The sequence below is a fragment of the Methylocella sp. genome, assembly GCA_037200525.1.
In the GTDB taxonomy this organism is placed as follows: Bacteria; Pseudomonadota; Alphaproteobacteria; order Rhizobiales; family Beijerinckiaceae; genus Methylocapsa.
In genome coordinates, this window is the sequence record JBBCGG010000001.1 from 1,020,482 (window position 1) to 1,043,807 (window position 23,326).

General features: G+C 60.8%; 14 protein-coding genes and 5 pseudogenes. 10 read left to right on the forward strand and 9 right to left on the reverse strand.

The window, feature by feature from the left end:
• Positions 1–13 precede the first annotated feature (13 nt).
• The 4 genes from WDN46_04715 to WDN46_04730 form a co-directional block, all read right to left on the reverse strand.
• Positions 14–1,672, reverse strand: a complete 1,659-nt coding sequence (locus tag WDN46_04715; protein MEJ0092741.1) for a UbiD family decarboxylase — start codon at positions 1,670–1,672, stop codon at positions 14–16.
• A 173-nt stretch (positions 1,673–1,845) separates the two neighbouring features.
• Entirely contained in the window at positions 1,846–3,099 is a 1,254-nt protein-coding gene (locus WDN46_04720; GenBank protein MEJ0092742.1) for an efflux RND transporter periplasmic adaptor subunit, read from the reverse strand.
• A complete protein-coding gene (locus WDN46_04725) occupies positions 3,096–6,260 on the reverse strand; it encodes an efflux RND transporter permease subunit (GenBank protein ID MEJ0092743.1) in 3,165 nt (1,054 codons plus the stop codon). The genes WDN46_04720 and WDN46_04725 overlap by 4 nt, the downstream gene beginning before the upstream one ends.
• A 150-nt stretch (positions 6,261–6,410) precedes the next feature.
• Positions 6,411–6,851, reverse strand: a complete 441-nt coding sequence (locus tag WDN46_04730; GenBank protein ID MEJ0092744.1) for a hypothetical protein — start codon at positions 6,849–6,851, stop codon at positions 6,411–6,413.
• A gap of 823 nt (positions 6,852–7,674) precedes the next feature.
• On the opposite strand from WDN46_04730, the gene WDN46_04735 reads away from it, so the two are divergent.
• The 3 genes from WDN46_04735 (at position 7,675) to WDN46_04745 (ending at position 9,232) form a co-directional block, all read left to right on the forward strand.
• A complete protein-coding gene (locus WDN46_04735) occupies positions 7,675–7,932 on the forward strand; it encodes a hypothetical protein (protein ID MEJ0092745.1) in 258 nt (85 codons plus the stop codon).
• 342 nt (positions 7,933–8,274) lie between these two features.
• On the forward strand, positions 8,275–8,562 hold the full coding sequence (locus WDN46_04740; GenBank protein MEJ0092746.1) for a hypothetical protein: 288 nt from the start codon (positions 8,275–8,277) through the stop codon (positions 8,560–8,562).
• Positions 8,563–8,746: 184 nt separating this feature from the next.
• Positions 8,747–9,232 carry a Spy/CpxP family protein refolding chaperone gene (locus WDN46_04745; GenBank protein ID MEJ0092747.1) on the forward strand — a complete coding sequence of 162 codons (486 nt, stop codon included), beginning with the start codon at positions 8,747–8,749 and terminating at the stop codon, positions 9,230–9,232.
• A gap of 138 nt (positions 9,233–9,370) precedes the next feature.
• Here the strand turns inward: WDN46_04745 and WDN46_04750 are convergent.
• Positions 9,371–10,034: pseudogene (locus WDN46_04750) on the reverse strand (IS110 family transposase).
• A gap of 71 nt (positions 10,035–10,105) precedes the next feature.
• Here WDN46_04750 and WDN46_04755 point away from each other — a divergent pair.
• The 3 genes and pseudogenes from WDN46_04755 (at position 10,106) to WDN46_04765 (ending at position 11,430) form a co-directional block, all read left to right on the forward strand.
• Positions 10,106–10,516 (forward strand): annotated as a pseudogene (locus WDN46_04755) (transposase).
• 216 nt (positions 10,517–10,732) lie between these two features.
• Positions 10,733–10,903, forward strand: a pseudogene (locus WDN46_04760) (transposase).
• Between the two features lie 140 nt (positions 10,904–11,043).
• On the forward strand, positions 11,044–11,430 hold the full coding sequence (locus WDN46_04765) for a transposase (GenBank protein ID MEJ0092748.1): 387 nt from the start codon (positions 11,044–11,046) through the stop codon (positions 11,428–11,430).
• Positions 11,431–12,054: 624 nt separating this feature from the next.
• Here WDN46_04765 and WDN46_04770 read toward each other — a convergent pair.
• Together WDN46_04770 and WDN46_04775 are read right to left on the reverse strand one after the other, a co-directional pair.
• Positions 12,055–13,674 carry an NAD-dependent malic enzyme gene (locus tag WDN46_04770; GenBank protein ID MEJ0092749.1) on the reverse strand — a complete coding sequence of 540 codons (1,620 nt, stop codon included), beginning with the start codon at positions 13,672–13,674 and terminating at the stop codon, positions 12,055–12,057.
• Between the two features lie 127 nt (positions 13,675–13,801).
• Entirely contained in the window at positions 13,802–18,244 is a 4,443-nt protein-coding gene (locus WDN46_04775) for a chemotaxis protein CheB (GenBank protein ID MEJ0092750.1), read from the reverse strand.
• A 357-nt stretch (positions 18,245–18,601) separates the two neighbouring features.
• Between WDN46_04775 and WDN46_04780 the strand changes: the two genes are divergently transcribed.
• From WDN46_04780 to WDN46_04790, 3 genes are all read left to right on the forward strand, one after another.
• Complete coding sequence (locus WDN46_04780; GenBank protein MEJ0092751.1) at positions 18,602–19,684, forward strand: SDR family NAD(P)-dependent oxidoreductase; 1,083 nt, start codon at positions 18,602–18,604, stop codon at positions 19,682–19,684.
• A gap of 481 nt (positions 19,685–20,165) precedes the next feature.
• Complete coding sequence (locus tag WDN46_04785) at positions 20,166–20,615, forward strand: heme-binding protein (protein MEJ0092752.1); 450 nt, start codon at positions 20,166–20,168, stop codon at positions 20,613–20,615.
• A gap of 66 nt (positions 20,616–20,681) precedes the next feature.
• On the forward strand, positions 20,682–20,936 hold the full coding sequence (locus tag WDN46_04790; GenBank protein MEJ0092753.1) for a hypothetical protein: 255 nt from the start codon (positions 20,682–20,684) through the stop codon (positions 20,934–20,936).
• On the opposite strand, the pseudogene WDN46_04795 reads toward WDN46_04790, so the two are convergent.
• Positions 20,866–21,039: pseudogene (locus WDN46_04795) on the reverse strand (transposase). The gene WDN46_04790 and the pseudogene WDN46_04795 sit on opposite strands and share 71 nt — an antisense overlap.
• On the opposite strand from WDN46_04795, the gene WDN46_04800 reads away from it, so the two are divergent.
• Positions 21,013–21,174 carry a hypothetical protein gene (locus WDN46_04800; GenBank protein MEJ0092754.1) on the forward strand — a complete coding sequence of 54 codons (162 nt, stop codon included), beginning with the start codon at positions 21,013–21,015 and terminating at the stop codon, positions 21,172–21,174. The pseudogene WDN46_04795 and the gene WDN46_04800 sit on opposite strands and share 27 nt — an antisense overlap.
• Before the next feature lie 295 nt (positions 21,175–21,469).
• Here WDN46_04800 and WDN46_04805 read toward each other — a convergent pair.
• Positions 21,470–22,684 (reverse strand): annotated as a pseudogene (locus tag WDN46_04805) (IS3 family transposase).
• Positions 22,685–23,326: the final 642 nt, after the last annotated feature.

Below are 23,326 nucleotides of genomic sequence, written 5' to 3' on the forward strand. Positions count from 1 at the left end.
CTGCCTCCCCCCGCTATTTCTCAGACGTTGTTGAGGTCTCGACCGTTCGCACCGGGGTCTCCGGCGTCAGGCCGCCGCGCCGCCGCGCCCAGCTGTTGTCGCCGTTCTCCGCCCAAGCTCCAGCGACGGCCTTGCCTGCGAATTGCTCCCAGGCGTCGGTCCAGTCACCGAGCGAATAGCCGTGCCACGGCGACCGAATGGCAAGAGGCGGCAAGCCGAGCTCCTTCCACAGCGTCTGCGCGCGCTCCATGAATTCGCGTCCAGGTAGGGCAAGAGGCGGCATGGGATATTTGAGCGTCGCATCGATCAATAGGGTCGAGTCCGAGTTTCCAGGTCCCGACTTTGGCGCGTGGCCCGGAGAGCGATAAGGTTCGACGTGCACGTCTTCAATCGGGTTCGAGCGATAGGCGAGCGACCACATCACCGCATCGGCATTGTCGGGGTCGATATCTTCGCTGACCGCGATGACGATTTTGCCGCAGTCGGCTTGCCGGGCGGCGGCGCCTTGCAAGCCACGCCAGACCTCGGTGCGCGGCGCGCCGGTGGAGAATTGCACGAAGATAATCGGCCGGAGATTGCTCAATGGCTCATGCATGACCACGCGGCGGACGCTCTTGAGCGACAAGTGATTGCGCAGATGGTTCAGAAACAGTGGCTCCAAGGCCACTTTCTTAATGACGCTGGACTCGCTCGGCGTGACCTGGCTGAGGATGGAAGCGAAAACGGGCGCATGCCTGTGTGTAATCGCCGTCACCTCCATGGACATGTTGAAGTCCTCAAGCGCGACATAGCCATTGCTTTCGCCAAACGGTCCTTCGGGTTCGAGCATGTCCGTGTCTATGAGACCTTCGATGATGATCTCGGCGTCGGCCGGTACTTCTAGATCGACGGTGATGGCCTTGGCTGTCCGAATGGGCACGCCGGCGAGGGCGCCCGCCACCGTTATCTCGTCCTGGTCGATGGCAAGCTTCTGCGCGCCGGTGTAGACGATCACCGGCGCCGCGCCGATGACGATGGCGCAGGGCATCTTCTCCCGGCGCTCACGGTATTTGCACCAATGGATATAGCCGCCAGCGCCGCCGATGCGCGACGACATGCGCACCCCTAGACGGTCGGTCTGCTTCAAGGCCGCACGATAGGTGCCGATGTTGCGGATGCGGGACTCGGGATCGACCGTGATACACAAGGTGGCGGTGAGATAAGGCGCAGCGTCAAAGCCAGGGGTGGAGATCGGCACCGGCAGGCTCGCCAGCCCGCCAGCGGGCCGCCGGAGATCATCGCCGGTGATGACGACCTCCTGGCAGGGCGGCGAGTTCACCATGACGGGCGTCATTGGATTGGCGATGGCATTTAGCCAGTCGGCGCTGATATCCTCGACAGGACGGCCCATGCCCACCGCATAGATCCTCGGAGACGCAGCGAAGGCTCCGACCACGACGGGAATGTTGTAATGACGGCCACGAGAATCGATGACATTGGTGAAGAGAAAGGCGCGCCGCTCATCCTCGGGAATGCCGCCAAGAAACTGACAACGAACGAGGGGATGCAGCTCTGTATCTTTGTTGATCGGGCGATCGATGCGAAGCAGCAAACCCTTCGCCTCCAGTTCGGCGAGATGGGTTTGAAGATCGAGGCTCGGCCATTTATCCGTCGTCAGCTTTGCATCATTCATGTCCGTTGCGCTCCTGTCTCGCGAGCTAAATTAGGATAGTTTAACAATCCGCCTACTAACGTCTGACAGAAACGTTCCCCACGATATCAATAGCCCGCACGGGCTATGACGAGAACACCTTACAGCATCGCCGCTCCGGCCCTGGAGATGGCGTCCTGTCTGTCGCGGTTCCCTCAGTTCTCGGCCATCGGCGCTTCGGTGGGGGCTGCTGCGTCCTGCAACTTCACCTTACTGCCGTCTACCAGGTTCACCGGTAGGCTCAGCACGACGTTCTCGCCGCCTTGCAGTCCGCCCCGCAATTCCACGCTGGTACCGAAATCCCGGTAGATTGAGACGGTCCGCATCTGGATCGCGCCATCGCTGCGGACGACCGCCACGCTAAGCCCGTCGCCTTTGAAGATGATCGCTTCAGCGGGCACGACAACGCCTGGGGCGGTGCGGGGGATGCCGATGTCAACGGTCACATAAAGGCCGGGACGCAGCGTGCCGTCAGTGTTGGGCACATCCACTTCAGCCTGCATCGTGCGCGAACCCAGGGCCAGGGCGCTGGCGCTGCGAGCGACCTGACCTTCGAACACGCGGCCGGGCAGCTCCGGCACGTGGACTTGCGCCAACAGGCCGTCGCGGATGCCGATCGTCCCGCTCTGCGGCACATCGACCGTCACCCGCACGATGTTGTCGCGGGCCAGAGTGAACATCATTTGCCCGCTGCTATCGGCGCTTACCAGATCGCCGGCGTCGACGCCGCGGCTGGTAATGATGCCATCGAAGGGTGCAATGACGTTCTCGAAACCCGTCAATTCCTGCAGCCGGTGCACGGTGGCGTGCTGAGCGGCGAGGTTGGCTTCCGCGACCTTCACCGCCGCACGCGCGGCGGCAAGGCTGGCTACCGATCCTACCAGACCCAGCCGGGTGTTGTCGGCGTTCTGCAGTGTCGCCCAGCCCTGAACAGCCAACTTGGCGGTGCGGCCGTTGGTAACGTTAGCCAGGGCGGTGTTCGAGGTAGCCGACTGCGCCTGATCATTCGCTTGCGTGAGCGAGGCCTCGGTCTGCGCCAGTTGGGCGATCGCCTGCGCCAGTTGCTGGTCGAGCTCCGGGGCGGAGATTCGCACGAGCAGATCTCCCTTATGGACCCGGCTGCCGATATCGACCCGTCGGTCGGCGATATATCCCGTCGCCCGCGCGAAGATCGTCGCCTGGTCGAACGCGGCGATGGTGCCGGGCAGCGTGAATGGCATGGGCCCATCAAGGCGCTTGGCCTCTGCGGTTTGCACCGTGGGCACGAAATCATGTGTCTGCCGCTGCGTCTGCGCGGCCTCGGCGGTGCGTCCATAGTGCAGCCAGGCGCCCCATCCCAGCAGCCCAACCACGGCCAGCCCAGCGATTGCGAGCGGGCGGAGCGGAATACGAGCTTGTTTGTCGGTCATGCGTAGTCCTTCGGCGGCTGGACGGCAGCGGTGCGGAGCGTGGCATAGAGGAACGGCACGAATAGCAGCGTGGAGCAGGTCCCGACCGCCACGCCGCCTAGCACAGCGCGCGCCAGGGCGGCATTTTGTTCGCTCCCATCGCCGAGGCCGAGCGCCATCGGGATCAGGCCCACGAACATCGCGCCGGCGGTCATCAGCACCGGGCGCAGTCGGGTCTCGCCCGCCAGAATCGCGGCTTCGGCTGCGCCGCAGCCCGTTTCCTCGCGATGCTCCCGCGCGAAAGTCACCAGCAGGATCGAGTTGGCCGATGCCACGCCCACGCTCATGATGGCCCCCATCAATGAGGGGATCGATAGCATCGTCTGGGTGATAAACAGGCTGGCGCAGATGCCGCAGAACGCCAGCGGCAGGGCCAGCAGCACGACCAGCGGATCACCCCAGCTTTGGAAGTTCACCGCCATCAGCAGGTAGACCAGGACCAGGGCTGCGCACAGACCAATGGCAATGCGGGAGAAGGACTGGTTCTTGGACTGAATCTGTCCGAGCACGCTAATGGTGTCGCCCGGGGGCAATTGCTTGGCGAGGTCGGTAATGATTGGGGTGATGTCACTCTCGACGCCGCCAAGGTCCCTGTCCTGGACGTTGGCGTAGACGTCGAAGGTGGGGCGCGTGTTCACGTGGTTGACGACGGTCTGCTCGCTCACCCGAGTCATAGTGGCGACGTTGGCCAGCAGGTTGGGCGCACTGGCGCCGTTGTTGCTGACCAGCAACGGCGTGTTCTCGATGTCGGACAGCGAGTCGGTGCGGTACTCCGGCGTCTGCACCGCGAGCTGATAGGGAATGCCTGATTTCGGATCGGTCCAGAAGTTCGGGCTAACCTGGTAGCTCGAACTCAGCGATGTGTTAAGATTGTTGACGATCTGCTGTTCGTTCAGCCCGACTAGGGAGGCGCGCACGCGGTCGACGTCGACGAAGAATTTCGGCGCGTCAACGATCTGCTGCAGATGCACGTCCACCGCGCCGCGCACGCCGCTGAGACGCATCACCGCCTGCTGCGCGACCTCCAGGTCCTTCACCCGGTCCTGGCCGGACACCTGGATGTCGATCGGCGCCGGCAAGCCGAAATTCAGCACCTGGGTGATGATATCGGCTGGCTGGAAGTAGAAGACGACGTTGGGGAAACGCTCGCGCAGCGCCACCCGCAGTTTCTTCGTAATGGCGAAGGTCGATGGATGGCCGGCCTTCAGCGACACCATCACCTGACCATCGTTCAACCCCACAGCAGAGCCGTCGGAGAACGCCAGGTTATAGTTGTTTGCGGGTAGCCCGATATTGTCCAGGATGAGATCGGCCGAGGGGACGAGCTGCCGGATCACGTCCTCTACGCCTTGGAACACCCGCTCCGTCTCCTCGATCCGCAACCCCGACCGTGCGCGCACGTGTAGGGTGATCTGCCCGGCGTCGATCTGCGGGAAGTAGTCCTCGCCTATGAACATCAGCAACACCCCGCCCATCACGAGTGTGGCGCCGGCGATCGACAACGTCACCCAGCGTCGGGCGACGGAGGCATGCAGCAAAGCGCTGTAGCCAAGACGGAATCGGTCGAAGCCATTTTCAAACCCGGCATGGATGCGCCCGAACAGGCCAGGCTTGCCGTCGGATGTCTCGCTCCGCCGGGCGAACTCGGACTTGACCAGCACGTCGATCATGATCGGCACCAGCGTACGTGATAGAATGTAGGAGGCGAGCATCGCGAACACCACGGCTAGCGCCTGCGGAGTGAACAAATATTGCGCCGCGTCGGTCAGGAACAGCACCGAGATAAAGGCGCAGCAGATCGACAGAGTGGAGATCAGCGCCGGCTTGGCGATCCCGGCAGCCCCTTGCACCACCGAGGTCGGGAAATCCTCGCCTTCCTCCATCAGTCGGTAAGTGTTTTCGATTGCCACGGTCGCATCGTCCACCAGGATGCCGACCGCTAAGGCGAGACCGCCCAGCGTCATGATGTTCAGCGTGTCGCCCAGGGCGGCCAAGGCGGCGAGCGACACCAGGATGGAGAGGGGAATTGATACCAGCACCACCAGCGTGGACCGCCAGGAGCCGAGGAAGAGCAGGATCATCAGCCCGGTCAGCCCAGCCGCGATTGATCCTTCGCTTAGCACGTCGCTGATGGCGCTCGACACGAACACTGACTGGTCGAACAGCGGCGTGATTTTCAGATCCGGCGGTGCCGCGGCGCGGATCGACGGCAGCAAGCCCTTCACCGTGTTCACTACCGATAGCGTCGACGCGCTGCCGTTCGTCAGGATGGTCAGCAGGGCGGCCCGCTTGCCGTTCTGCCGTACGATGTTCTGCTGCACCTGGTTACCGTCGCGCACATAGGCGACATCCTGCACCAGCACCGGGGCGCCGTTGACCACCTTGATCGGGATGCGGTTCAACTCTTCGATGGTCGTCGGCGTCGCGTTCGTCTGAATTGCGTATTGGGTGGCGCCAATCTTGGCCAGCCCACTCGGCGTCGTTAGGTTCTGCACGCTGATGGCCGTCACCACGTCCGTCGGCGCCAGGCCGAGCCCCTGCAGGGCGTGCAGGTCGAGGTCCACCATGATCTGCCGCAGCTTGCCGCCCTCCGGCGCCGGAATGGTCGAGCCCGGCACCGCAGTGATCGCCTGGCGCACGCGATACTGGCCGTAATCATAGAGCTGTTGCTCGCTCTCCTTATCCGACGCCAGCGCCAACTGGATCACCGGAACCGAGGAGGCATTGTACTGCACCACAATCGGCGGCTGGATGCCAGGCGGCAAGATGGCGCGAATAGAATTTGTGGAGGCCACGATCTGCGCGATCGCGAGGTCGATGCTAACATCGGGCTGGAAATAGACCTTCTCGACGGTGACGCCCTGCAGCGTCTGGCTCTCGATGTTTTTGATGCCGTTGATGTTGTTGCTCAGCGAGAATTCGCTGTAGGTTGTGACGCGCTGTTCCATCTCTAGCGTGTCGAGACCAGTATAGGTCCAGATGATCGAAACGACGGGAATGTTGACGTTCGGCAGCACGTCCTTGGGCATCGCGACGATCGCAGCGCCGCCCAGGAACAGGATGAGCACGATCATGGCGTAAAACGTTACGCGAAACTTGAGCGCGAACTTGGTTAGACCCATTCGGACCTCGCAGCGCGCCGCCGCATATGGGTCGAAGCCGCAGGGTCGCCGTCCTGCGTGCGAGAGCTTGCCCGGCCCCCAGATGATTCTGTCAAGTCTCGCGCCAACTCGCCCAGCCCAAATGCGTTGTCCCAGTTTTGAAGGGGGACCTCATGGTGAGGTAGAGTAGATGCCGTGCATAGAGTACGGGCAACGAGGCGGCGGCATTTGCATCGCCAAAGGTTGTCGCTTGATCGATGGCCTCTGGTATCGGTCGGCGGAACGCTGAGAGGCCGCCGGAAACAGCGAATGCGTGCCGATCCTCAGCAGCTGTGCCGAGACGTAGGTTACGAGCAAGGAGCGGTCCGCCATAATTTGGATGGTGCTGTGCAGAGTACCGCCGGCCCGCTCGGCGAGGCCGGAATAATTCTCGACCGCCGCCGAGATTTTGTCGATTAGTTCTTGAAGAGCGGTGAAACATGGTCCATGCACGTTCCGACACGCCTGTTTCAATTGAGTACGCAGATCGATCGACGCCGCGAGGTGCCTTTTCGGAAGTTCGACGAAGTGCACCCGGATGTTCCCGGACAATGTGTTGCGCGTCGGCTGCATGGTCGGATCTCCAAATTGCGGCCAAAGCGCGTCAATCCCCACGCGGCGTTACGCCGGATAAGGCGCGCGGAGTGATACGGTCCGATCACAGGTTCCCTGGTTTCAATCATAGCCGATGGGAGATCGCGAAGAGTAGGCTCGGAAACTACTCAGACCTACTCCCGTCGCGGCCATACTAACTCGTTTGAGAGCCTTCAGTCGGTTGATCTGGCCTTCGGCTGCTTATTGCATTCTTGACCGCGTCGAGATCTCGGCTCAGCGTTCGCGCGAACAGTTGCATGGAAGGGATCCCTGAGCGCCATGCGTCATCGAGCAATAGGCCAAGCTTCCCGGGATCACCAGTGTGGATACGCGCGGAACATTGGGTCTGATTCACATTTGATGCAGTGTAGTTGCCGCCTGCGATGTTTTCTGAGAGGGACGCTGCAATGGCTCATGCATTTCGCCCATCCGCAATCGTGCCCGCTGCGTTCGTCGGACAGGACATTCTTTGCGAGTCAGGTCAGATGACTATCGTCGTGGGAAGCGGGAGCGGCGACAGCGTCTGCCCTTCGTGCGCAACCGCTTCTCGAAGCGTGCATAGCCGGAATCGCAGATGCGTAACGGGCTTTCCTCTCTGCGGACGCAGCGTTCGGCTATCGGTCATAGCCCGGCGATCCTGCTGCGAAGCCGTCCCGTGCGGCCAGCAGATCTTCACGGAGCGTTTCTGGAGCGACGTGCTGGCGCGTCGGCGTGGCGTACCGCGCGGCTAGATTGCCTTGTTCATCATCTTGGCCTTGCGCTCGGTGGCTGGCCAGCTGCCTCTTTTGCCCAACGCGTCATAATGCCGGTAAGCAACGACATGCTGCCGCGCGTCGTGCGCCGGCGTGCTCGCCATCCGGTGGAGCGGCTCACCGTCATTGGAATCGATGACTGGTCGTGGCGGCGCAATCATCGCTGTGGGACGATTGTCTGCGATCCGGAACGGCGGTGCACCGTGACTCTGCTGCCTGATCGGGAGCAGGCGACAGCGGCAGTCTGGCTCGCCGATCATCCCGGCATCGCTGTCGACGCGAGCCCAGTGATGTTTCGAAGTGAGTAGTTTCCGAGCCTTCCATTGTTGAATCATCCGCTGCAATGATCCCGTCCGAACAATCAGGAAGACCTCAATCACGGCGACGACAAATGACGCGCTTCACGTGCGGCGAGGCAAAAGACAGCTGCTTGTGCCCGACGTGCAAATCGAATGCCGTTCGCTGCGGAAGGCTCGATGCAAAAAGCCAAACCGACTGGATTGATGGCGCTGAAGCGAAAGCGCGGGAGGGCGCGTTCGCGTCGCGCAGGACTGGGCCCGCTTCGGTTCCAAAAGAATTAGCCTACATCAAGGTGGGTGGTTCGAAGGCGGTCTTAGCGACCAAGTGATCCTATTTAAGGAGATAAAGATATGCTTCGCAAAACAGCTGTCGCTCTCGCCGTTGCGCTAGTGTTGGGCGGCGCTTTCGTCGCGGGCGACGCATTCGCTGCCGGCAGAGGCGGAGGCGGTGGCCACGGAGGCGGCGGTCATGCGGGTGGTGGCGGCCACGGCGGCCACGGCGGCGGCGGTCGCGGATTTGGAGGTCGGGGTCATGGAGGCCGCGGGTTCCGCGGTGGCGGATATGGCAGCTACTACGGTCCCGGATACGGGTTTGGTGCCTGCGTGCCGGTGCCGGTGCCCATAGTTGGTTGCTGGTAGATCAGCGCCGCAGCGGTCGATGAATCTTCAAGATTGGGCTCGCATTCGCTGCGGCCCAAGTCGACTGATCAAGATTGACGACGACCGCCTGTGGCGAACGCCGATTTTAGAAAAAGTGGGAGCTGTACTCGCCATAGCCCATCTCGCCCGCCCAGGGGCGTGGCTCGGTATGAGAGGAAGAATAATGAACAAGTTTTGGAGTTCACTCATGAGGCGGAAAACGTTGTTTGCTGGAACGATTGCCTTGGTGCTTGCCAGTTCGTGCCTCGCTTACGCGCAACAGAGCCCCACCGGTGACAAAGTTTCAGCTCTAACAAATACGAGACGGTTGCCGTTGGAAGATCGGGCCGCAGTTGTGGATGCACGCATTGTGGCGCTCAAGGCTGGTTTGAAGCTGACGCCCGACCAAGAAAAGAACTGGCCGCCCTACGAAGCAGCTTTGCGCACTCTTGCGAAGTTACGCGTCGAGCGGTACAGGGAACAAAAATCGGCGAATCCCGTCGAGCTCCTGCGCCAACGCGCCGAGGATCTGGGCAGCGCCAGCGCAGCGTTAAAGCAGCTGGCGGACGCGGAAGAACCACTGTTCAATAGCCTTGACGACGCGCAGAAGCACCGGCTTGGCACTTTCGCCCGCATCGCCCGTGATCGACGCGCCCGGATAAAGGGCTGACGTCACGGCTGTTCCGATGCGCACGCGCGGACTGAACGTACCAGTCACCCACCAGCGCGCCAATATAAGAAACATGTAAGCCTAGGTTTCAACGGAGTAAAGCCGGCCAGCGGGGAGGAATAAAACCAGGCCATTTGCGGCCGTGGCGATGACGGGGCCGACCCTGAGCACGGTCATGAGGCGTTTGGCGACATCGTCGCGCTTCGCGCGCGCCGATATCTCGGCGTCGAGCGCCGCGATTTCCGTCTGAAGAGCGCGCAGCATATCGACGAGCCGAAACGGACAGGTTCGCGCTGCTTCGGGAATGGCGTAAGAAGCACCCTCGACCTCGGCGATCAGCCTATTGATATGCGAAGGACCTTGCGGCGCGATCAACCCATACTCGCCCAGATGGCCGCGGAGCGCGTTGAAGATCTGCGTGCGCTGTCCGACTAAAAGATCGCGCGTCCTGAAGATGACGGCCGACGCCTGCTTCGCTTCGCTCTTGACGGCGACGAAGCGCATGGTCGGCCTCCGCGCCGCCTCGAAGATCGCCTTGGCGTCGGCCATGTCGTTCTTCTGGCGCTTGACGAACGGCTTCACCTAGGCGGGTGGGATCAACCGCACCTCGTGACCGAGTTCGCCGATCGCCCGCGCCCAATGATGAGCTCCGGCGCAAGCCTCCATAGCCGCAAGGCAGCGGGGCTGGCCCGCAAAAACGAGAGCCTGTTCTCGCCGGAGCTTCTTGCGGAATGCGACGGCGCCGTGCGTCCTGGAATACGTTTTTCGCCAGATCCAGTCCGATCGTGCTAACTTCCATGATGGGCGTCTTACCTCGCGGTTCTAAACGCCGACACTCTCGCACAGTGACGCCGTCGGGGGCGCCCATCCCATCATTGGAAAACCATGACCTTCCTCACTGGCCTCACCACCGGCGGAATGATCGCGCCGTGAGTGTTTGACGGGCGGATCAAGGGCGAGCTGTTCCGTCTCTACGTCGCCGAGGTTCTGGTCCCGACGCTCAAGCCGGGCGATATCGTCGTGCTCGACAATCTGTCAAGCCGCGAGGGCGCCACCGTCGGCACGATGATCGAGGCGGCTGGCGCGAGCCTGCTTTATCTGCTGCCTTATAGTCCTGACTTCAACACGATCGAAAAAGCCTTTTCGAAACTCAAAGCGCATCTGCGAAAAGCCGCCGAGCGAACCGTCAGCGGCCTTTGGCGCGCCATCGGCCGCCTCATCGATCTCTTCACGCCACAGCAATGCGGAAACTTCTTCGCCGCAGCTGGATATGATCCAACCTGAAAGAAAAACGCTCTAGAGAGACCTGTGCGCGGGCTGGACAGGATCTGGAATGGCTAATTCACTTGCTGACGGATTGGAGGAAGCAGGTGATGGCGCATCGCTCTATCGGTCAGGAACGGCTTGGTTTTTCAGCTTCTCCAAAGGCGGCCTCGACGCTTGATGAGCTTTTGGACTTGATAGACTGGGCCGCGGTCGCCACGACGGTTCGGGATGTTCATGCGAGCGCGAAAGGCGAAGCAGCCTGGCCGCCGCTTTCGATGTTCAAGGCGATGCCGCTTTCGGTTTGGTGCGATCTTTCGGAAGCTCGCCGAGGCGCTGGACGACCGCGCCTCGTTCCGGCGGTTCTGCGGTTTTTCATCGTCGGAGCCGACGCCCGAACGCACAGCTTTCGTTCGTTTCCGCATGATCCTCATCACGCATAGACTGGACCGATCGCTGTTCGAGGCGATCGCTGGGCTGCGATCATTGCATCGGCCAGCGAAGGCGATGGTGACGCGCATTGCGTCAAGCACAAGGGCAAGCCGGCCGTGCATGGCTTCAAGGCCCATGTCGGCGCCGATGCCGACACGGCGCTGGCGGAGGAGATCGCCGTCACGCCAGCCAATATTAATGACGGCAAGGCTGGCCCTGACGCTTTGCCCGACAATCCCGGCGAGGTGTTCGCCGACAGCGCCTATCGCGGTAGCCATTTCGGCGATGCGGTGCGCGCTAAAGGCGGTACGCCACGCATAGGGGCGACCGGTATGTGGGGCCGTGCCGAAGCCGAAATGCTTGCCCGCCTTGATGCCTGGAACCAGCCCATCCAGCGGGTGCGAGGCAGGATCGAGAAAATCTTCGGAACCTGGAAGCGAAGCTACGGCCTGCGCCGATGCGATGGAGAGGATTGGCCAAGGCTGCCGTCCAAGTTCGTCTGACCGCCATCGCCTATAATCTCAAGCGTACGCTGAAGATCACCGTGCAGGTTGTCTGACGGCCAAGCCCCGTTGCGCGCGCTCCGACGCCGCGGTGGTGCGGATCCATCCGCGCAAGCCGACGTCAAAATATATCCTGCGCGTGAAATAATTAAGGAAATCAAAAGCAAAGACCTACCCGCACACAGGTCTCATAAGCTCGTTCGGATTCCAGAAAGGTCGGCTGGCATGGTGCTCGGCAAAGAAGTCAGCCTGATTTCAGCTGCCCTCGGCTGCTTGGCTCCGTTGCTTTATATCGAGAGTCCTCTCCCTACGAGCAAGTCGGAGCTTATCTGGATACGCGGACGCTTACACGCATAACGTATCGAACCAAACGGCGACAGATCGCTCAGCGAGCCGGCCCTGGATCGATTACGGCTAGTTTCTTCTTCCTTGGTGCTGCACAGTTTATGCGCTAACGCGGCCCCCGAAGTCGAGCTTGCCTATCGGACGGTGGCAAGCGTCGAAGATCGCGCCGACGGATAAACGAATGGTTGGATGAACAGGGAGCGCCTTCTCGTGATCGCGCCACCCCAGCCATGGCGTCAGCTCGACCGCGCCCGGTCGCGCGCATCGGAAAAGTTGAAATTACTCTATTTCGCGCACGTATTCCGGCTTGTAGAGCAGCGACTGCATCCAAGCCGAAAGATCAGCGGGCATTTCGACGCGCGCTAAACCGAGCGCGAAGACTTTCCGCGCCACGGCGACTGCGGTTTGAACCTCGATCTTGAGGATATCCTTCTGTGGCGGAAAGAGCATGCCGTGGCGAAGTTGCTGTGGACTCACCTGATCCGCCAACGCCTTTGCTGCTTGGATGAACAGCTCGTCCGGAACGCGTTTCGCTTCGGTCGCGTACACGGCAAGGCTCACAGCCGGGAAGATGAAGAAGTTATTGGCTTGTCCTGGCAGATACGTTTTACCGCGCAGTTTCACCGGATCGAATGGTACGCTGGCGGCATAAACCGCTTTGCCTCCAGACCAGCTGTAAGCTTCCTCCGCAGTACATTCGGCACGCTCGGTCGGGTTCGAGAGTGCAAAAATGATCGGCCTCGGATTCAGTCTCGTCATCGCCTCTACCACTTCTTTCGTGAAGGTCTTGCCCGCGGTGCTTACTCCGATTAGGATCGTGGGCTTAATGGCGTTGATCGCCGCGAGGAGACTCTTTGTCGGCGCATGCGGATGCACATATCGCTTTTGATCTGGGGTGAGGTGGGTGCGCGAGGGCTCGAGTAGACCGTTCACGTCAAAGAGAGAGATTCGACTACGAGCGTCCTCTTCGGACACCGCGTCTAGTCTCATTGCGGAGACGGCCATGTTTGCAATGCCGATGGCAGCCGAACCTGCGCCGAATAACAATATGCGCTGCTCCTTGAGACGTCCCTTGACGATTTTGAGGGCATTGTAAAGGCCCGCGACGGTCACGCTCCCGGCGCCCTGGATGTCGTCGTTGTAGCAGGAGATCTTGTCGGCGTACTTCGCCAGCAGACGCAGCGCGTCCGTACCCTTCCAGCCTTCAAAATGGATGCAGCACTTGGGATAAAGATCCTGCGCCGCCTGAACGAACTCATCGACAAAGCTATCGAGATCGTCTGACGTTGGTCGATTGCGTCTGAGGCCAAGATAGAGTGGATCGGCAAGCAGCTTGTCATTATCGGAGCCGCAGTCCAGCAGCAGAGGCAGTAGACCTTCTGGCGGAACAGCCGCGCATGCGGTGTAAAGTTGCAGCTTGCCGACGGGAATCCCCATGCCGTCGGCGCCGAGATCGCCCAGGCCGAGGATACGTGCGCCGGTGCTTACGCAAATAAAGCGGACGTCCTTCGCCGGCCAGCGCGAGAGCATTTCCTTAACCCTGCCGCGCTGCTCAATTGAAAGATAAATGCCATTGCGCCTGTGATAAATGTGCCCAAACTCGAGGCATGCTAAACCGGCTGTGGGGTCGTAGACGATTGGAATGAAACGGGCCGGATCGGTCGAAAGAACCTTGAAAAAGAGTGTCAGATTGTCGTGCGCCAGCTGAGAGAGATAGATATATTGTTCCAGATCATTTGGCTTCTTGCATAGTTGCATAGTGCATCGCTGAACCTGCAAATCCAGTGTTTCGACTCCCGGTGGTAACTGCGCTGTCAGCCAGCGGGCGTAAAGTTCCTGTTGTGTGAACGCCACGGACTCGTTGCTATAGCGCAGAAGCGCTGTTCCTCGTGCTGGCAATGAAATCTCCCACCCGTGAAAGAGCCGTGCCGGATAGGCACTCGCCTTACCGCTACATCAGCTATGGCGCGGTCGCAGAATACCAACGCGCGATACACCCACGGTAGGCTCGGAAATTACCTACGGGCTATTTGCCGCGGGCCGTGTCTGGAGATCCAAATTGAATGAGTGGCTCATCGGCGCCATTCCAGGCAGCGGCGAGCGCCAATCGCGCCAACGCCGGGAGAGACTTCGAGTCTGTTTTCTTCATGATCAGGGCGCGATGGTTTTCGACAGTACGTTGGCTGATGCCGAGATCCGCGGCGATAATCTTGCTCGGGTGGCCGGCGAGGACGAGCTCCATGATCTGGCGCTGTCGCGGAGTCAGACCCGCGATGCCTTTAGCTGCGGTCTCCCGCCAGGTGAATAGCTTGCTCGAATCCCGCATTTGTTCAAGAGCGCGCTCGACGCTGGCGAGCAATTCGCTGCGCCCGATTGGTTTCTCGATGAAATCCGAAGCGCCCGCCTTCATTGCTTGAACCACCATCGGCACGTCGCTATTGCCGGTGATCATGATGGCCGGGAGCCGATGGCCCCCATCGCGTAGCCGTTGTAGCAATTCGAGCCCGTTCATTCCCGGTAGATAAGCGTCGATCAAGAGGCATGCTTCGCCCCCTGGATGATAAGCCTCGAGGAATGCCTCGCAATTCGCATAATCCTCGACCGTCCGACCATCTTCCTCAAGCACGCTGCGAATCCCCTCGCGGACGTGACTGTCATCGTCGACGACGAAGATGACAGGCGGCTCAGGACTGCCGGCTGCTTCGGCAGGGCGGTCAGCGTGCGGAGGCCAGACCGCGGATTGCGATATTGGGAGGAGATGTTGGATGACTCGCGTCAGTTCCGTCAATTTTACCGGTTTGTTGAGCTGTACACAGTCATGAAGCGCGATATCGCGCAAGGCGCCGGTCGATATATCGCCAGTCAGAATGATAACCGGGATCTCACGATGGAGCTTCTCCCGCAGCTTCGTGGCGACCTGCAGTCCGTCCATACCGTTTGGCAGATTGTAGTCTGCTAGGATGAGATCAGGTGTGATCCTCCCTCGCGCTGTCAATTCTAGCGCTGCGATGCCGTCCGGAGCTGTTGCCGCGTAATGGCCTTCGTCCTTAAGAAGGAGCTCAAGGAGTTCGCGCACTTCGGGATCGTCTTCGATGACCAGGATCGCGCCAGTGCGATGAAGGCCTTCAACTATCCTGTCATCCGAGCCGGACCAGTGGCGTTCAAGCCGTGGCGCCGTTTCGCTCGGCGGGAGCATGACCTCGATGGCGAAGACCGAGCCATTGCCCAGATCTGAGCGGACGTGGACTCCATGGCCTAGCAGGTTCCCCAACCGCCGGACGATGGAGAGACCGAGGCCAAGGCCTCGGCTGTGTTCCCGCGCGCCATTGTCGAGCTGATGGTACTCTTCGAAGATCGCTTGAAGTTCTTCATCGGGGATGCCGAGCCCGGTATCCCAGATTTCTATGCTCAGCCTACCTTCGCGCCTTCGGCAACCGAGCAGCACCTTGCCGCGCCTGGTGTACTTCAATGCGTTCGACAGCAAGTTGCGGATCATTTGCTCGAGCAGATGCGGATCGCTGTAGATCAAAAGGCCGCATGAAACCACGCGCAAAGCAAGTCCTTGCGCTTGAGCATGATAGGTGAACTCATCCCGCAAGCGATCAAGTAGACCATTGATCGGGAAACTGACCAATTCGGCGTGAACCGTGCCGGCTTCGAGCTGATTAATGTCGAGCAGCGCGTTCAGCATGCCCGACATGGCGGCCGCAGTCTCGTCGAGCCGGGCGACCAGCTTCAAAGCCTCCTCGTTCTTGTTCTCCTTGATCTTCTTTGCCAAGACGCCTCGCATCAGGCTGAGAGCTTGTAACGGCTGGCGAAGATCGTGGCTCGCAGCGGCGAGAAAGCGCGATTTTGCGACATTGGCCAACTGTGCTTGTCGCTGAGCTTCCTCCAGCGCGTCCGCCGTACGTTTCCGCTCGGTGATATCGGCAAAGGTGATGACGACGCCCTCGACCTCGCCGTCTTGGGTGCGGTAGGGCAATATGCGACGGATGTACCAGGCTCCGCTGTGAGATTCGACCTCCCGCTCGAGCGGCGCGAAGGTTTGCAGCACCATTTGGGCTTCGGTCAGAAGAGCGCCGTCCACGGCCAGCGAGCTGAGGTCCGCGAGAGGACGCCCGACGTCGCTCGGAATGATGCTGAAGAGCGACTTGGTGGCCGGCGTGAAGAAGCGAATGTTCAGGTTGGCGTCGAGGAAGAGTGTTGCAACATCGGTGCTGTACAGGACATTTTGCAGATCATTGGAAGTCGTGCGCTGTCGCTCCAGAGTTTCCTGGAGCTGGCTGTTGAGGGCCGTGAGCTCTTCGTTGAGCGACTGCAGTTCCTCCTTCGACGCTAGCAGTTCCTCGTTCGTTGCTTGGTATTCTTCATTGACGGACAAGGCTTCTTCGTTGATCGCCTTCTGCTCTTCGCTCGACATCTCGAGGCTGCGAATAGCATCCTGGAGCTCGATTCTCGCGGCTTCGAGTTCCTGCTCAACCTCGGCAAGGCGCGGAGCGTCTCCCGCGGTAGCCGGGCGACCTCGTCTAGGCTCCGGGGGCGGCTCGTCGATGAAGCATATCAACAGCAGCTTCTCGCCCGCGCTCAGAACTGGCCTTACGTCAATGCTGAACGAAACTGGGGCGCCATTGTGGTTCATCCGGCCGCCGGCGAGAACAGTTCGCGCGTTCGTCTGACGGGTCTGTTGGATTGCCGACCTGAGTTTGGCGCGCACGTCCTGACGCGCCATGGCGAGCAAATCGTGAGTAGGCTGCCCCGGCGCGACGAGAAGATAGCGGTCCGTCGGCCCCAAGAAATGGAGGCATTCATGCCTGTGGTTAATCAGCACCGCTGCCGGCGCATAGGTCTCTATCACCAGCTGTTTACAAAGGTCGGCGAGAGCGGCTTGATGCGAGGGCGCTTGGCCTAGTCCCGGGCGCACCGGGGCTCGCATGCCGTCACTGGAGCTCATCGAAAAGCCAAATTCGCCCGGCCGGCTGCGACCGATGTGCCGATAGAGCCGCTCCGACTTGGAGATCACTTCGAAGCGGCCGTCGACGTTGCCGATCGTCTCCGAGTTGCCAAGCAGGAGAATGCCGCGCTCGCGTAGCGCAAAATGGAAAAGCGAGACGACCTTCGCTTGCGCCTCGGGCCGCAAATAGATCAAAAGATTCCGACAAGAAATCAGGTTGAGGCGCGAGAACGGCGGATCGGCCAGCACATCCTGGACCGTGAAGACCACCGACGCGCGCAGCTCGGGCAATACTCGGTAACCGTGATCCTCCTTCGAAAAAAAGCGGGCGAGTCGCGCCTGCGACACGTCCGCCTCGATCGCTTCCGGATAGTAGCCATCTCTGGCGCTGGCTACTGCACTCGGGTCGACATCGGATGCAAAGACCTGCAGCTTGACGTTGCGCTTCGCCGCCGCGATTTCCTCGCGGAAAAGCATGGCGAGGGAGTAGGTCTCCTCACCCGTGCTGCAGCCAGCGATCCAGATGCGAAGGGGTTGATCGGACGTCCAGCTGCGAACTAGATCGGGAACGATCGTCCCCGCTAAGAGATCGAACACCTTCGGATCACGGAAGAAGTTGGTGACGTTGATGAGCAGGTCCTTGGCGAGAAGGTCGAGTTCGCCTGTGTCACTCCGTAGAATTTCGAGATAGCGATCCCTGTCATCGGTTTCAATCGCCACCATCGCCATGCGCCGCTCGATCCTGCGCCGTAGCGTACCCTGCTTGTAAAGCCCGAAATCGTGCGGGGTCGTCGCGCGCAGCAGATCGATAATCTCCGGCAACCAATCCTCTGTTTTACCCTGGGGCGCCGAACTGCTCTGCACGCGTGCGAGCGCCATTCGGCGGCCGTATTTGACCAGCGCGTCGGGAATCTTCGCCACCGGAAGCACAAGGTCCACCGCGCCTGTCATGATTGCACTCCGCGGCATGCCGTCATAACTCGCCTCGTCGGGATCCTGCGCAATGACGAGGCCGCCTTTCTCCTTGACGGCTTTGAGTCCGAGGCTGCCATCGGCCCCTGTTCCCGAAAGGATCACGCAGATGGCGCGGGCGCCGCACTCCTTGGCCAACGAGTGCAGCAGGAAGTCGAATGGCAGGCGCGCGCCGTGACGCGCTTGCGGTTGCGAGAGGTGCAGGGCGCCACCGCCCACAGAGAGGTAGGTTCCTGGCGGAATGACATAGACATGCTCGCGCTCAATCAACATGCCATCCGTTGCCTGACGCACGGTCATCGACGTGTGGCCGGCCAGCAGCTCGACCATCATGCTTTCGTGGGTCGGATCGAGATGCTGGACAAGAATGAAGGCCATGCCGTTAGCGGCGGGCAGGCCGCCCACCAGCTTGCTGAAGGCGTCAAGGCCGCCCGCCGAGGCGCCTATTCCGACGACTGCGAAGTCCGCGAAGCGGCGAGGAGAGTCGTGCGGCCGGCTCGGTCGCGGTCGGGCCGCTTTGGCCCGCTGCGGACGGCTTTCTGGCATTCTGCTATCTCAGATCGTTGCTCTCCAATCGGAGATGTAATGTTATCACGGTTTGTACATCGCGGCGAGACGCGGGTGGGATCAATTCGACGTCAGGCGCGGACCGCGTGCTGGTCAGCCGCGACGGAAATAGGTCTGAGTAGTTTCCGAGCCTACGCAATGGCGATCTCCGTCAGCTACAGTTCAGGGCATAAGTTTCGCCGGTGTTGCCGGTTTACGATGCCCTTCGAGGCAGCTTCGGGAATCCCCTTTATGGGATCATGACCTAGGCTGATTAAGACCAATGCCGATGTCGGCGGTCTCGCGTCAACTATGCTTAGAGGGCCAGTCGTGGTGTAATTCGTGGGAGAGTGTTGCATGAGGCAAGATAGCGATCGGTTGGTTGAGCGTACGAACCATGATCCGGTGCGGCGGTCACTAGTTCTCGGCGGCGGGCTCGCCGCCGGCGTGGTTCTCGCGGGCGCTGCGCAACCTGCGGTAGCTGCGATGCCATCAGGCCGTACCGACGGCGGAGGACTCGAACTTGACGGCCAGCCCGCGCCTGAACCGCCTTCGAACAAGTCGGCCGGCCCCGTCCGTCCAGGCCGTGGGTCTTCTCTGGCGGGCAAAGTCGCCGTAGTGACGGGCGCTGCCCGTGGCATCGGGCGGTCCATCGCGGTAGAGTTTGCGGCGAACGGGGCCGACGTAGTCGTGCTGGATATTGCGGGGCCGGTCAGTCCGACCTCGGCCGCCGTGCCCGCGACCCCTGACGAGCTTGCCGAAACGGTTCGGCAGATTCAGGCCTATGGCCGGCGGTCGGATTCCATTCGCGCCGATATCCGTGACATCAACGCGTTGCGCAGGGCGGCTGACCAAGTAGAGCACGACTACGGCAAAATCGACATCATTGTCGCCAACGCCGCCATCCAGGGCTGGACGCCGCTGATGGAAATGAAGGACAGCGACTGGCGCGATACGATCGATAACAATCTCAACGGTACAGCGAATACTATTCGGGCGTTCGGACCGAAGCTCGTGGCCCGCAACTATGGCCGGATCATTGTGCTTTCCTCCATGCAGGGCAGGCAGGGCACCAAGGGCGCCGCGAGCTACTCAGCATCCAAATGGGGCATCCTGGGATTGATGAAGTCCGCGGCGCTCGAACTTGGTCAATACAACATCACTGTCAACGCACTCGTCCCTGGCCTCGTGGGCACTGCATTGACGCTGAATACCCCGCGACTCCAAGCGGCCATGGCTCAAGTGGGACAAACTCCTCCGGACCACCCGACGCCGCTGCAAGCGTGGGACGCGCGGGCGCCCACCATTCCGCTGGAGGTCGGCTGGTTGCAACCGGACGACATCTCTCCGGCCGCGGTTTTCCTCGCATCGGACGCCGCCGCGATGGTGACAGGTGCGGAATACGAGGTGACCGGCGGGGACAGCGCAAAGAACGTCTAGCCACGCACGGTCGGTCCGGCCTTGTCATGTTGAGGAAAGGAGGCCGGAGCGAGCACTCGGAGCCAAGCTGGTGGAGTGAGCCAGTTATCAATGTAAACAATAGCTCACAACACCTTCAACGTCCAACGCCATCACCCCAGCAAGAACGCATCGAACCCGCAGGGCGTCGGCCCCGCAGATCGGGCGCGAAGCCGTCGACGCGGCATAAAGCGGTCGTATGAAAATGATTTGTTGCGTGCTCTATTGGCAACGAGACAGAGCCTCGGTTACAGCGAGCACAGGGCGCTGTAACTCAGAGTCTACATTTCCTGCGGAATTCATACCTATGGTAGAGATGTCGTGTAGAACGTTAATCAAAGGTATTGACGCGCGCGGCGCCGTAACGACGTTGGCGAATATGGCCTCGGCGCGGAGGCTCGCGGTTGAGATATGCCGCGCAACACGGCGTGCGGTAGAGATCTCAATCGCTAGTTATGCCGTCGTGGCTCTGGCGACGACGGCGAGCGCGGTTGCCGCCGACCTGCCGACGCGGCATGTCTTGACGCTCGATGCCGCGCGACGGGTGATAGCGGCGGCCGAAGCAGAGGCGCAGCGAAAGGGCTGGCCCTGCGTCGTCGCTATCGTCGACAATGGCGGCTATCTGATCGCTTTCGACCGCATGGACCGGTCTCCCATGGTCGCTTCGGCCGAACTCGCGCCAGCGAAGGCGCGCACGGCGGCGCTGTTCGGAAAGCCCACCAAGGCTCTTGAAGATGCGGTCCATGCTGGGCGGGTTGCCGCCGTGACGGCTGGCTTTGTCGAAATGGATGGAGGCCAGCCGTTGACCGTGAACGGTGAGATAGTCGGCGCGGTCGGCGTCAGCTCCGCGCAGCCAGATTGGGACATCGAGATCGCGTCGGTCGGCGCTGCCGCGCTGTCGGATAAGCCTTAGAACGCAGTTCTCACGGCATGAAACGGATGCAATGTTTCCAAGCGCGTCGCGCGGTTGATTCCAAGTTTGCGCGAACGACGCGGAAGGCCTTTCCGGATAGCGAGTGGTCCGCCGCTCGATGAGATTAGGGGTTTCACTGTTGGTAAGGACGTCGCCGTCACGCCGCGCAAAGTGGCGTTGCTCAATAAATTGATCGAACTGACCCGATACGCGCCGACGGCGGAGCATGTTCGTCGTCTGTGGGGCATGCGATCCAACGCTTTCCGTCCGGCGAGAGGCCACCGTCCGCCGCGAGGCACTGGACATGCGGATGATGAGTGAGTGTTTGGCGCCACATATGTAAGACAGCGAGCACCCGATCTGCGCGCCGAGATGCTTGGGGTCGCTGCCAAGCGTGATGAATGCCTCGGCCCGCGGCGCGCATCAGGATGGCCTAGACGAGTGCCTTGTTCTGGAAAGCGGTCTCTCGGCGGCCGCCGGCGGCAACGTATTGAAAATAGAGGACCGGGAGAAGCTCGCTTTGTCGTGCGGCGAGTCGGCCTCCCGCGCTCGTCCCTGAGGTTGTGGACAGCTCCGCCTCAACGGAATCAAAGTGCCAAGACGTGGTCGCCGGAGTTGCACAAGAGCCGGAAGGCCGTCCATGCAGGAGTTTATCAGAATCGGCGTTGATCTCGCCCTATGGGCAACTTCTGTAATAGGGAGTTGGCTATCGGCGCGGCGCCGATCCGGGCCATTTGAAGCGTTTTTCCGCGACTTGCGTCCTTCCTTGTCTCCATAAAATCGTAGTCATTATGCCCTGCCCAGGCTTGGCCACGAATGGTGGAGTGCCCCCGTTATTTCACCGGACACGCTGGTTACTGGGCCTGAGTTCGGATGAACTCCCGTGGGCAGCGCATCCTGAGCGCTGAATGAGGATGGATTTCGTTGTAATCGTCGATCCGTCCGGCGATCTGCCGGAGCGCTGTTTGGGCGTCCGGCAAGGGGTTGATGCGAACATAATCGCGCTTGAAGGTTTTGACCAACGCCTCCGACATCCCGTTCGATTCCGGACTGCGTACGGGCGTAAAGCACGGGATGAGGTTCAAGGCCGCCGCGAAGTCTCGGGTCTCCTTCGCCGTGTAAGGGCTGCCGTTGTCAGAGAGATGCTCGACCGGGTTGGGCGATCTCACTGTCCTGAAACGCTTTTCGACGGCGTCCAGCATCATGTTGCGGACGTCCGAGCCGCTGATCCCGGCGCCGCAGACGGCGGTCCAGGCGATGATCTCACGGTCGAAAGCGTCGATGATGAACGCCATCTGGACGACGTCACCGTTCCAGCAGGAAAACTCCAGGCCGTCGGAACACCAGCCCAAATTGGAGCGCATGACCATGATCTTGCCGTCGTGGGCGCGGCCTTGCCGGCGCGCCGTATGGCGCTCCAGAAGCAACCCTTGACGCTGCACGATCCGATGGACCCGCTTCCTGTTGGCCGGCGGCAGACCTTGCTGCGCCCGTTTCCGGTTCACCAGCGCGGCGATGCGGCGATAGCCATAGGTCGGCCGCTCATCGACGAAGCCGCAGATGAGCGGCAGCAAGGCGTCGTCCTCAGTCTTCATGTAGGGACCCGCGCGACGGCGTCTTGCCGCGCGCTTTCTCGGCCAGGTTGGAGCGCGACACCCCGAGCGCTTCGGCGACGCGCTTCATCGGGAACCGCCTTTGGGCGACGACAGCAGCCGCAAGGTCGGTTTTTTTGCGTGCGCCTTGGCAAGCGCCTCGCGGAGGATCTCATTCTCCATGGTCTTGCGGCCGAGCAAGCGCTCCAACTCGCGCACCCGATCCTCGAGCTTGCGGACCTCCGAATTGCCGACGACGGGCTCGTCCGATCCCACGGCGGTCGCGCCTCCCTCGCTCATCAGGCGCCTCCAACGATAGAGAAGGTTCGCCGCCGCGCCATGGCGGCGGGCGACCGATGAGACCGTCTCTCCCGGCCCAAAACTTTGCTCGATGATCCGCAGCTTTTGCTCCGTCGACCAATACCGCCGACGGGCCGTCCCCGTGATCAGTTCAATGCGCCGATAATCATCCGACATAAGCCTGTCTTCAAGGATATCCTTGAGCCTTCCTGCTTACGCCAGGTGTCCGGTCGAAACGGGGAGCAGTTCAATTGATCCCATGCTTTTGAGACGCTAAACACACCATTTTTAGCACGGCAAGATTGAAATGTCAAGTTCAAGGTATTGCTTTGCGCTGCCGACTGAGGAGCTCGCCGCCCTACGCATGCAAACGGGAGCCGGTTTGCTCGACTCCCGTTAACGAATGAGGAAACGTTAAATGGCGTCTTCTATTTTTTACCCGGGCGTTCGCCTCGGCCGCCACAGCAGCCGGTAGAAGCGGAGCCGCCAGAATCCTGGGCACCTCAGGAGTTAACCGAATCCGAACGGCGCACGGTCTTGGCCTGCCGTCGGCGACTACAGTCAGAGTCATTTCTACGGTTTCATCTAAGACACGCTGACGCGGTTTGCGATTGTGGTAATGCGAATGGAGGAATCCCTTCGAAAATAATCTCGCCCATAAATCACCTTCTCCAAGGATGGAACTTCCAAGCTCTCTGCGGGGGACCACCTTCTCAGTGTGCAGGGTTTTTCCTGGGTGTCGATTCGAACGGTAACGGAAGAGTGGCACAAAAAAGCCCGGCGTATCGCCGGGCTAAGTCTTGATACGAAGGGATAGCG

Bases quoted from the DNA above. Each gene is read 5' to 3' on its own strand.
- WDN46_04715 (MEJ0092741.1), bottom strand. From the start codon at position 1,672: ATGAATGATGCAAAGCTGACGACGGATAAATGGCCGAGCCTCGATCTT.
- WDN46_04720 (MEJ0092742.1), bottom strand. From the start codon at position 3,099: ATGACCGACAAACAAGCTCGTATTCCGCTCCGCCCGCTCGCAATCGCT.
- WDN46_04725 (MEJ0092743.1), bottom strand. From the start codon at position 6,260: ATGGGTCTAACCAAGTTCGCGCTCAAGTTTCGCGTAACGTTTTACGCC.
- WDN46_04730 (MEJ0092744.1), bottom strand. From the start codon at position 6,851: ATGCAGCCGACGCGCAACACATTGTCCGGGAACATCCGGGTGCACTTC.
- WDN46_04735 (MEJ0092745.1), top strand. From the start codon at position 7,675: ATGCCGGTAAGCAACGACATGCTGCCGCGCGTCGTGCGCCGGCGTGCT.
- WDN46_04740 (MEJ0092746.1), top strand. From the start codon at position 8,275: ATGCTTCGCAAAACAGCTGTCGCTCTCGCCGTTGCGCTAGTGTTGGGC.
- WDN46_04745 (MEJ0092747.1), top strand. From the start codon at position 8,747: ATGAACAAGTTTTGGAGTTCACTCATGAGGCGGAAAACGTTGTTTGCT.
- WDN46_04775 (MEJ0092750.1), bottom strand. From the start codon at position 18,244: ATGCCAGAAAGCCGTCCGCAGCGGGCCAAAGCGGCCCGACCGCGACCG.
- WDN46_04780 (MEJ0092751.1), top strand. From the start codon at position 18,602: ATGAGGCAAGATAGCGATCGGTTGGTTGAGCGTACGAACCATGATCCG.
- WDN46_04800 (MEJ0092754.1), top strand. From the start codon at position 21,013: ATGAATGCCTCGGCCCGCGGCGCGCATCAGGATGGCCTAGACGAGTGC.